Origin of the sequence: Halomonas sp., from assembly GCF_052095765.1 — a bacterium.
Taxonomy (GTDB): Bacteria; Pseudomonadota; Gammaproteobacteria; order Pseudomonadales; family Halomonadaceae; genus Halomonas.
This window is the reverse complement of the sequence record NZ_JBQDJZ010000092.1, coordinates 1-10,410: the sequence shown is the minus strand read 5'-3', so window position 1 is coordinate 10,410 and position 10,410 is coordinate 1. Positions and strand designations below refer to the sequence as shown.

At 57.9% G+C, this 10,410-nt stretch carries 9 protein-coding genes and 1 pseudogene; 5 read left to right on the top strand and 5 right to left on the bottom strand.

All coding sequences use genetic code 11. The features are described 5' to 3' along the window. Positions 1-51: 51 nt before the first annotated feature. Positions 52-786, top strand: a pseudogene (locus ACTH3D_RS11075) (ABC transporter permease subunit); the annotation flags it as partial. Continuing rightward, the gene (locus ACTH3D_RS11070; RefSeq protein ID WP_441667169.1) at positions 783-2,378 is read left to right on the top strand and encodes an ABC transporter ATP-binding protein; all 1,596 of its coding nucleotides are present in this window, start codon (positions 783-785) and stop codon (positions 2,376-2,378) included. The pseudogene ACTH3D_RS11075 and the gene ACTH3D_RS11070, both read left to right, overlap by 4 nt. A gap of 3 nt (positions 2,379-2,381) precedes the next feature. Here ACTH3D_RS11070 and ACTH3D_RS11065 read toward each other — a convergent pair whose 3' ends face one another. From ACTH3D_RS11065 to ACTH3D_RS11050, 4 genes are all read right to left on the bottom strand, one after another. Continuing rightward, positions 2,382-2,846 carry a universal stress protein gene (locus ACTH3D_RS11065; RefSeq protein WP_441667168.1) on the bottom strand — a complete coding sequence of 155 codons (465 nt, stop codon included), beginning with the start codon at positions 2,844-2,846 and terminating at the stop codon, positions 2,382-2,384. After that, complete coding sequence (locus ACTH3D_RS11060; protein WP_441667167.1) at positions 2,818-4,437, bottom strand: BCCT family transporter; 1,620 nt, start codon at positions 4,435-4,437, stop codon at positions 2,818-2,820. Before ACTH3D_RS11060 ends, ACTH3D_RS11065 begins: the two co-directional genes overlap by 29 nt. A 156-nt stretch (positions 4,438-4,593) precedes the next feature. Next, positions 4,594-5,292, bottom strand: a complete 699-nt coding sequence (locus ACTH3D_RS11055) for a pseudouridine synthase (protein WP_441667166.1) — start codon at positions 5,290-5,292, stop codon at positions 4,594-4,596. Beyond that, on the bottom strand, positions 5,292-6,119 hold the full coding sequence (locus ACTH3D_RS11050; protein WP_441667165.1) for an amidohydrolase: 828 nt from the start codon (positions 6,117-6,119) through the stop codon (positions 5,292-5,294). The genes ACTH3D_RS11055 and ACTH3D_RS11050 overlap by 1 nt, the downstream gene beginning before the upstream one ends. Before the next feature lie 204 nt (positions 6,120-6,323). On the opposite strand from ACTH3D_RS11050, the gene rarD reads away from it, so the two are divergent. Both rarD and ACTH3D_RS11040 read left to right on the top strand, forming a co-directional pair. Then, complete coding sequence (rarD, locus tag ACTH3D_RS11045; protein WP_441667164.1) at positions 6,324-7,223, top strand: EamA family transporter RarD; 900 nt, start codon at positions 6,324-6,326, stop codon at positions 7,221-7,223. Beyond that, entirely contained in the window at positions 7,223-8,398 is a 1,176-nt protein-coding gene (locus tag ACTH3D_RS11040) for an NAD(P)/FAD-dependent oxidoreductase (RefSeq protein WP_441667163.1), read from the top strand. Before rarD ends, ACTH3D_RS11040 begins: the two co-directional genes overlap by 1 nt. Before the next feature lie 15 nt (positions 8,399-8,413). Here the strand turns inward: ACTH3D_RS11040 and ACTH3D_RS11035 are convergent, their stop codons facing one another. Further along, positions 8,414-9,688, bottom strand: a complete 1,275-nt coding sequence (locus ACTH3D_RS11035; RefSeq protein WP_441667162.1) for an O-acetylhomoserine aminocarboxypropyltransferase/cysteine synthase family protein — start codon at positions 9,686-9,688, stop codon at positions 8,414-8,416. A gap of 327 nt (positions 9,689-10,015) precedes the next feature. On the opposite strand from ACTH3D_RS11035, the gene ACTH3D_RS11030 reads away from it, so the two are divergent. Then, positions 10,016-10,369 (top strand): carboxymuconolactone decarboxylase family protein, encoded by a 354-nt coding sequence (locus tag ACTH3D_RS11030; protein ID WP_441667161.1) that lies wholly within the window; start codon positions 10,016-10,018, stop codon positions 10,367-10,369. The last annotated feature ends 41 nt before the right edge of the window (positions 10,370-10,410 follow it).

Here is a 10,410-nt window from a genome sequence, read left to right as displayed (position 1 = left end):
ATACAGTCATGCTAAATCAGGCAGACCTCCATCAGCAATTGTTAACGCCCCCTAGGCACCGACGACCAGGCCCGTGATGTCATGGCGCGTGTTATCTACGGCTTTAGGTTGTCGGTGATGTTCGCCCTAGCGTTGACCCTCGGCTCGCTGGTACTTGGCGTGCTGATTGGTGGTGTACAGGGGTATTTTGGCGGCAAGACAGACCTGATCGGTCAGCGCTTGATCGAGGTGTGGTCGGGCATGCCGGTACTGTTTCTGCTGATTATCCTGGCCAGCCTGTTCGAGCCCAACATCTGGTGGTTATTGGGTATCATGCTGCTGTTTTCGTGGCTGGGGCTGGTGGATATCGTACGTGCTGAGTTTCTGCGTGCGCGAAACCTAGAGTACGTAAAAGCGGCTAAGGCCATTGGCCTGCCATCGCGGCTGATCATATGGCGACATGTGCTACCCAACGCCATGGTGGCCACCCTGACGTTTATTCCTTTCCTGTTTACCGGTGCCATCACCACACTCACTGCTCTAGATTTTCTGGGTTTCGGTCTGCCCCCGGGCGAGCCGTCGCTGGGCGAGCTGGTAGCCCAGGGCAAGAATAACCTGCAGGCACCCTGGCTCGGTATTTCGGCCTTCATGACTCTGGCCATCATGCTGTCGCTGTTGGTGTTCATTGGTGAAGGCCTGCGCGACGCCTTTGACCCGCGCCATGTGCCGCTTACTGGAGGTACTGGCGAAGACAGGAGCGAAAACAGTAGCAACATCGGCTTGACGGACAGGGAGTCAGCAGTATGAACCTCTCTCCGCTACTGCGCCTTGAACAGCTGCGCATCGCCTTTAACGACAAACCTGTCGTTGACGGTCTGTCGCTGAAGATCAAGCGCGGCGAAACCCTGGCGCTGGTGGGTGAGTCTGGCTCTGGCAAGTCCGTCACTGCGCTAGGGGCACTCAATCTGTTACCCAGCAGTGCCAGTGTTGAGGGCCAGCGTTGGCTGGGCGATACCGACCTGGCCCAGCTGAAGCCCCGCGACTGGCAGCGCATTCTCGGTAGCCGGGTCGGCTTTATCTTCCAGGAGCCCATGACCTCCCTCAACCCGCTGCATAAAGTAGGCCGCCAGATCAGCGAAACCTTACGCCTGCACCAAGGGTTGTCAGGACAAGAGGCTCGCCGGCGCAGCCGTGAGCTGCTTCTCCAGGTACACTTGCCACGCCCCGACGAATTGCTCGACGCCTGGCCCCATCAGCTTTCCGGTGGGCAACGACAGCGGGTGATGATTGCCATGGCCATTGCCAACCGCCCGGAGCTGTTGATTGCTGATGAGCCGACCACCGCATTGGACGTCACGGTACAGAAAGAAATCCTCGCCCTGCTTGATCAGCTTCGCGACACCCACGGCATGGGCATTCTGCTGATCACCCACGACCTCAACCTGGTACGTCGTCACGCACACCGCGTCTGCGTGATGAAGAACGGCCAGCTTCAAGAAAGCGGCCCGGTGGAACGCGTATTCAATCGCCCGCAAAGCGCCTATACCAAACAGTTGCTTGATGCCGATCCCAGCGGACGCCCGGCACCACCAGCATCCTCGGAAACGCTACTTGAACTGCGTGGCCTCGAAGTCAGTTTCCAGCGTCCCAAACGGCTGTTCTCAAAGCGTCCGCCAGCATTCCAGGCGGTTCATCCGCTGGAGATGCGCGTCGCTCGGGGCGAAACTTTGGGCATAGTCGGCGAATCCGGTTCCGGAAAGACCACACTGGCCCTGGCGTTATTACGCCTGACCCCCAGCCAGGGTGAAATCTACTTCGATGGGGAGCGTATTGATACCCTGAGCGGCGAGTCGCTGCGCCGCCAGCGGCGACGCTTTCAGATCGTCTTTCAGGATCCCTACGGTTCGCTCTCGCCGCGCATGCCGGTAGCCGATATCGTTAGTGAAGGCTTGCGCTTTCATCACCCTGAACTATCCAGTGATGAGATCGACCAGCGCGTTCTCGACACCCTCTGCGAGGTCGGTTTGCCTGATAACGTTGCCTCACGCTATCCTCACGAATTTTCCGGAGGTCAGCGCCAGCGCATCGCCGTCGCCCGCGCATTGATACTCGAGCCCGAGTTGCTGGTGCTGGACGAACCCACCTCAGCGCTGGATCGCACTGTTCAAGCCCAACTGGTCGAACTGCTGCGAGACCTTCAAGCCCGTCGCGGCCTGAGCTATGTGTTCATCAGCCACGACCTGGCCGTGGTACGCGCCATGGCGCACCAGGTGATGGTGCTCAAAGATGGCAAAGTGGTGGAAAGCGGCGATTGCCTCGATGTACTCAGCCAACCCCGCAGTGACTATACGCGCGATTTGGTGGAGGCTGCCGGCCTGCTGAGCAAGCCATCAGAGTGAGAATCAATCGCTGTTATCCAGCGTCTCTTCACGGCCGGCCTTCTTTTGCGACGGCAGTACCAGCACCCGACACGGCGCATGTATCGAAACGTACTCCACCGTTGCCCGACGCAGCGGCCACAGCGTGCTGTCACCGCGCGATACCAGCAACAGCAGATCAGCGTGCAGCTGACCTGCCAAGCCGACCAGCTTTTCACCGGCGCTACCTGCCACCACGTGGAGCCTTGCATCACGGTTCATCGGCAGATATTTGCGCGCCAGAAGATCCAGAGTTTGTTGCACTTCGGCTTCTTTTTTCTCGGGGGCTTCACCTGCCACGTGAGGGAAAAACCCGCCGCCGCCGGGACTGTAAACGCTCACCAGATGGAGCTCACCGTCCTCGGCCAGAAGGTCTGTCGCGGCCGCGAGGGCACGTTTGGCTTCACCGTGATCCTCGGGATCAATGGCGATGATCAGTTTCTGGTACATGCTCAGTCTCCTGCTTGATATCAGCGTTAGCCGTCACTTCCGGAAAAGCCCTTCCCCTGACCAGTTCATCAATGCTGTAACCGCGATAGTCAGCCCGCAGTGCCCTGTATAGTGCCACAGCCATGAATACTAGAAGGATGCCGAAGGGTAAGCCTAAAGAAGTAATCACGTTCTGCAGGGCGTCCAGCCCGCCAGCCAGCAGCAAGGTTGCGGCAACTCCACCCTGAGCGGCCGCCCACAGCACGCGCTGGCGCACCTGTGAAGGCTGATCTTCACGCCGAGTCAGGGTATCAATCACCAGCGAAGCAGAGTCGGACGACGTCGTGAAGAAAATGATGATAATGACAACACTCAACGCTGATGCCAGCTTGGCCAGCGGCAAGGTTTCCAGGAAGGCAAAGATGGCCACCGAGGGATCACGCTGGACCCGTTCCGCGAGAGCTACCTGGCCGCTCATTTCCACCTCGATGGCGGAAAGACCGAAAACTCCGAACCACAGTAGAGTGAAGACAGTAGGCGCAATCAAAACGCTGAGTATGAATTCGCGGATGGTACGCCCCCGGGAAATCTGGGCGATGAAAATACCCACATAGGGCGCCCAGGAAATCGTCCATGCCCAGTAAAACAGCGTCCACTGCTGCTGCCAGTCAGTGTCCCGGAACGACTCGGTCCAGAACGCGAGCCACGGCAGCGCGTCAAGATAGCCGCCCAAGCTCTGCACCATGCCGGTGGCAATAAAGACGCTGGGGCCTGCAATGAGAACAAAGGCAAGCAGTATGATGGCCAGGGCAATGTTGATCTGGGAAAGCCGCCGTACCCCCTTGTCCAGCCCCAGTGCCACAGAGCCGGCGGCGATGGAGGTAATCACAGCAATCAGCACGACCTCAACCAGGCCATTGGATGGCACACCAAAGAGATACCCTAGACCACTGTTGATCTGAAGGGTCCCGAGGCCCAGCGAAGTGGCCACGCCAAACAGGGTCCCAATCACGGCAATCGTATCCACTGCCCAGCCCATTGGGCCAAACACCCGCTCACCAAGGATGGGATAGAACAGGCTACTGATGCGCATGGGCAGACCGTGGCGATAAGAAAAGTAGGCGATGGCCAGCCCCGGCATGGCAAAAATGGTCCAGGTGTGCAGCCCGAAATGGTAAAGCGACAGGGTCATGGCATCCCCGGCGGCTTGCTCTGAACCCGGCTGCACACCGGTAAAAGGCGGGTGGACAAAATGGGAAATCGGCTCAGCCACGCCCCAGAACATCAGGATAGTGCCGATGCCAGCGGCAAATAGCATCGTGAACCAGGTCAGATTGGAGTAGTCAGGACGCCTGTTGTCATCTCCCAAGCGAATCTTGCCATAGCGACTGACAGCAAGGCTGAGCAGGAAAACCAGCAGGCTACTGACGGTGAGGATATAGAACCAGCCCAGGTACTGCGCCACCCAATCGCTTAACTGACCGAATTTTGCCGCAACGATGTCGTCAAAGGGGACAGCCAGGATGACGAAAAGCAGCGTGATCACCACCGACGTGAAAAACACACCCGGTATGGTCTGCAATCCCAGGCGGCGTTGCAGGCGTTCCAGCACAAGATCTCCCTGTTCAACAGGATTGAATCAATAGACTTTATCATGGGTTCAATGAGTTAGGTAAATGCTCAAATTTCCCCCGCACGGCCACACCTACTTCTTTCGCCCAGCCATATTCAGTTGAGCCGACACTATTGTCAGCGAGTTTCTGCACACCTAGAAACTGGCGACTTCCTGTTCGGTCAGCTCGCGCCAGTCGCCCTCGGCTAGGTCTCCGAGCTCTAGTGGGCCTACCAAGGTACGATGCAGCGCCTCGACATGATTACCGATAGCCGCAAACATGCGCCTCACCTGATGGTATCGCCCTTCAGTAATCGTCAAACGTGCGTGGTAGTCATCGAGCATTACCAGCTCAGCGGGCCGCGTTGGCAGCTCGTCTCCGTCAAGCGCGACACCTTCAGCAAAGGCTGCAATGGCTTCCTCGGCCTCTGACCCCGACAGCGGGTGCGCCAGCGTGGCCAAGTACACCTTGGGATGCGCTTTCTTAGGCGACGTGATCCGGTGAAGCCACTGGCCATCGTCGGTCATCAGGATCAGTCCTGAGCTGTCCACATCAAGACGCCCGACCGGATTCAGCCGCTCAACCTTGGGCAGGTCAATCAAATCGATAGTACGGGGATATAGGCCACGGCGCGCAGAACATTCAATACCTGTCGGCTTATTCAGCATTAAGTAACGCTTCCCGACAAGCGCCAACAGCTCTCCGTTCCAGGTCACTGTATCGTCCGCGTTCAACTGGCGAGCGGCACGTTTTTCCGGCTCGCCATTGACGCATACTTCTGCACGCATGATGGCTCGCTTAGCCAGGCTGCGCGTCAATTCAGTGGTTTCACTGACAAAGCGATCCAGACGCATCACGCGCCCTCCTGCTGATCAGCGCGTTCAAGTATTGAAAAGCGATCGGCATCCTGCCAAGCCGGAAATTTCTCCCTGAACGCCCTGACCTCATCGAGATCCAACACTCCGGTGCGCACAAAAGGTTGATCGCGCGGCTCGTCGATCAACGCCTCGCCCTTGACGTCCACCAGCATCGAATCTCCCGAGTAGGCCATTCCGTTAGCGTCCTCGCCGACGCGATTGACACCAATCACCGGGCACAGATTCTCCACAGCCCGTGCCTGCAATAGTACTCGCCACGGATGGCGACGAGCAGCCGGCCAGTTGGCTACGCATAGCATGGCATCGTACTCAAAATGCTCACCCGCCGCAGGACGTTGGCGCAGCCAGACCGGGAAGCGCAGGTCGTAGCATACGGTCAGCAAAATGCGGAACCCCTTGAGTGTAACCACTTCGCGCGACTCGCCCATGGCATAACGCTTATGCTCTCCGGCCATGCGAAACAGGTGACGCTTGTCATAACAGGTCAGACTGCCATCCGGCCAGGCCCAGACTAAACGGTTGTAATAGTTACCATCCTCCACCACTGCCACACTACCAGTGACCACACAGCCGCGCTCCTGAGCTTGCTCAACCAGCCAGGCCACGGTAGCGCTTTCTGCCATCGGCTCCGCCATGGCCCGGGAGTTCATGGTAAAACCGGTAGCAAACATTTCCGGCAACACAATGAGGTCCGTCGAATCACTGTTTAAATCGCCCAGCATCTCTTCAAGCAGGCGTCGGTTCTCCGCCGGATCTTCCCAGCGTTGATTAGCCTGAACCAGTGTCGTTCTGAGCTGTGACATTCCAACACTCCCTCCATAAGCTGATTTCAGGTGCTTAAGGTTGGCCCCATAAAGCAGCACCGCTGTGCCGAAAATCTTACCATCTTTCCCTGCCATCGGAGACCGTAGGGCCAACATCTCACGCTGAAATCAGCCAGAGTGAAACAGGCGTGACGTGGCACAACCACAATATGATAGGCTGCTATATTTTCGGGAGAGCCGCCAATGAACCAGCGATTTGACGCCGACGCCAGCAAGGGCGTTGCTTTTGGCCTTGGCGCCTACATGATGTGGGGCTGCTTTCCGTTGTTCTTCGCCCTCTTTGATGGGGTTCCCGCCTATGAGGTGGTAATTCACCGGGTCATCTGGTCGTGTGTCTTCCTGGTACTGGTGGTGAGTCTACTCAGGCGCTGGTCGCCGGTTCGCCGGGCGCTGGCCGAGCCACGCCGCCTGGGCCGAGTACTGGCCTGCGCGATTCTTATCGCCATAAACTGGGGCCTATATATCTATGCGGTTGAGACTCGCAATGTGCTGCAGGCCAGCTTGGGGTATTTCCTTACCCCACTAGTCAACGTCGGTCTTGGCATGCTGGTGTTGCGTGAGCGCATGGCGCCGCTACAACTTGCGGCACTGGCGCTGGCCGGGGTAGCGATTGCCATGCAACTGGTCATGCTTGGCGAGCTTCCCTGGATCAGCCTCATACTGGCCGCCACCTTTGGGACCTACGGGCTGCTGCGCAAGCAGGTGCCGCTGGATGGCCTGTCGGGCCTGCTGGTGGAGACCTTGTTGTTGCTGCCCATGGGACTTCTGGCGCTGGGCGGGCTGAGCCTGGCCGGTGCCTCTCATTTTCTTGAAACCCAGACCCAGTCGCTGCTGCTGGTCGCCAGCGGCGTAATCACTGCCCTTCCGCTCCTGGCTTTCGCCGGCGCGGCGCGGCGCCTGAAGCTGTCGACGCTGGGTTTTCTGATGTACATCAACCCGACCATACAATTCTTGATTGCGCTGTTCATTTTCAATGAACCCCTCAGCAGCGTTCAGCTGGGCACCTTTGTGCTGATCTGGATCGGACTCGCCATGTACTCCTGGTCGGCCTGGCTGCAAAGTACACGCAGGGGTAACGCCTGATGCGCTCGACACTTCCCCTCGCGTTGATTGGCGCCGGCCACGCTCACCTGCATCTACTTGCCAACCGCCACCGACTGCCGGTTGGGAAGGTCGTTGTGGTTGAGCCAGGCGGCTTCTGGTATTCCGGCATGGCCAGTGGTGTGCTGGGCGGACAGTATCAGTCCGCCGATGACCGGCTTGAGCCGGCCCGCTTGGTTCGTCAGGCACGCAAAGGTGGCGACGTTCAATTGATTCGGGCACGCCTCACTGGGCTGGATACCCACAGCCGCGAGATTCTTCTGGACAAAGGACAGCGTCTTGCCGTTTCAGCTGTATCGTTGAATGTGGGTTCACGCACCTTGCCTGATGCATTCTCCACCAATGAAGATAACGGTATAACAGGTACCCTGACTGAGGTACCGATCCCGCCCCTGTGGACAGTCAAACCGATCACCTCGCTGGTGAAACTCCGCCAGCAACTCACGACCACCTTTGCTCAGGGCCACGCCGCTCGCTTGGTGGTCATCGGGGCGGGTGCAAGCGGCATTGAGATTGCCTGCAACCTGCGTGCCTTGGCTGAGCGACACGGCGCACCGGCAAGCGTGTCACTGGTCAGTCGCAGCACCGAACCGCTCCCCGACGCCCCGAGTGGCGCCAGTCGTTGGCTCATTCGGCACCTAAGAAAACGTGGTATTGAATGGCTGGATTCACGCAGCTTCCAACGACGTGTTGCCGGAGGCGTTCTCCTCAGCACAGTTGCTGATGACGCCAGTAAGCCTGAGTACGTGGAAGCCGACCATGTGATCATGGCCAGTGGCCTGGCACCGCCCAAGGTAATTGCGGAACTGGGGTTACCGGTGATTGAAGGGCGCGGACTGGCGATAAAAGACACCCTACAGAGCACAGCTGCCGAATGGGTGTTTGCCGCTGGTGACTGCGCGGCAATGATTAACCACCCGCTACCGCGACTCGGTGTTTATGGGGTTCGCCAGGCACCGATTCTGCTCGATAACCTGGCAGCTTGGTACGCTCACCAGCCGCTTAGCCACTACCAACCCCAACCCCAGGCCCTGACCATTCTCAACCTGGGCAATGGGATGGGGCTAGCAGTGCGGGGGCGCAGCTGGTTTGCCGGCCGCCTGGCCATGAAAGCCAAGCAGTGGCTGGACAGACGCTTTCTCGACCCGTTCAGATAGCTCAGCCTGCTGAACTCACCCGACCGAGGCTTCCAGCGCCTGATCGATATCGGCCAGCAGATCATCAACGTGCTCGATGCCGATGGACAGACGCACCATATCAGCAGTGACACCGGCTGATTCCAGCTCTTCGTCATTAAGCTGACGGTGCGTGGTCGACGCCGGAATCGACGAGCAGCTCTTGGCATCGCCGATATTGACCAGTCGTAGAATCAGCCCCAGCGCATCGTAGAAGCGCGCTCCGGCCTCACGGCCACCCTCGATACCAAAGCTCATGATGCCTGAGGCATGGCCGCTCATGTAACGCTGGACCAACTCATGGTCAGGATGGCTCTCAAGTCCGGCATACTGCACCCAGAGGACGCGTGGGTGCTGCTCAAGATGACGCGCCACGATCAGCGCATTGGATGATACTCGCTCGATACGCAATGCCAGCGTCTCAAGCCCCTGCAACAGGTTCCACGCTGCCTGGGCCGACAGTGCCGCGCCCATATTGCGCAGCGGAACGACTCGCGCCCGCCCGATAAACGCAGCCGCGCCCAGGTCCCGGGTATAACAGACGCCGTGGTAGGATGGGTCCGGCTGGTTAAGCAGCGGGAATCGCTCCGCATGGTCAGCCCAAGGGAACTTGCCACTGTCGACGATCACCCCGCCGATGGTGGTGCCATGTCCGCCGATGTATTTAGTGGCTGAGTGAATGACAATATCGGCGCCGTGTTCAAATGGACGGCACAGAAACGGCGTAGCCACGGTATTATCGACCATCAGCGGTACACCATGGCGATGGGCAATTTCAGCCAGCTTAGCCAGATCCACCACCCCGCCGGACGGATTGCCGATGCTCTCGCAGAACACAGCACGGGTACGGTCATCGATCAGCGCTTCGATGGCGTCGAAATCGTGGCGATCCGCGAAACGTACTTCGATGCCCTGGCGCGGCAGCGTGTGAGCGAACAGGTTATAGGTGCCGCCATAGAGCTCGCTGATCGAGATGATGTTGTCACCCGCCTCGGCAATGGTCTGGATGGCATAGGTGATGGCTGACATGCCGGACGCCACTGCCAGTCCGGCAATACCGCCCTCGAGCGCAGCCACACGCTGCTCCAACACGCCACAGGTCGGATTCATGATCCGCGAATAAATGTTGCCCTCTACCTTCAGGTCGAACAGGTCTGCGGCATGCTGGGCGCTATCAAAGGAAAAAGACGTCGTTTGATGAATCGGCACCGCAACAGCGTGCTGGCTATCTGGCGCATAACCGTGGTGCAAGGCAAGTGTTTCACGTTTCATTGAGGTGTCCTGTCAGTCAGCATGAAGAGTTAACGAGGGTTGGCACCTTCCTCATGCACAGAGCTCTGCACACAAAGGGGCAGCCTGCTATACCGAGGCAACGATGCCTTACCGTGAACCTAGCGTCTTGGTGTAATTCACTATACTTGGCCGCTGCACAAAAACCACCCTTGATTGACATGTTGGCACAGTTGCAACAAAACTTACCAATGGTATAGTTACGAATAGTAAGTTATACCAAGTTCCTCCTGAACTCGCGTTAATCTAACTTGCAAACACCGTGCTAGACGCTACCTACCACGATATATTTACGCTATGAGGTGTACGATGAAACCCGTCAATCTTGATACAGCCGATGAGCTTGCCACCCCTATTCTGAAAGGATTTCAGGAAAGCTACGGCATGATTCCTAACTTCTACACCGCGCTGGGTATCGATGGAGCAAGCCTGACAGGCTATTTGGCATTCGAAGAGGCCATCGAAAACAATGGCGTGCTAAGTGGGCGCCAGCGAGAGCTAATTGCTTTGGCTGTAGCCAACCGTAATGGATGTCACTACTGTGTTAGCGGACATACCTTTTCAGCTCGGAAGCTAGGCTTAAGCAAAGAGGAATGCCGTGCCGCCCAGAGTGGTGAGGCCAGCGACCCTCTGGAGCAAGCCATGCTCGACCTAAGTGCCTAACCGAAAGTTTTCGTGCATAATGTATGTAGGATAACTGACAC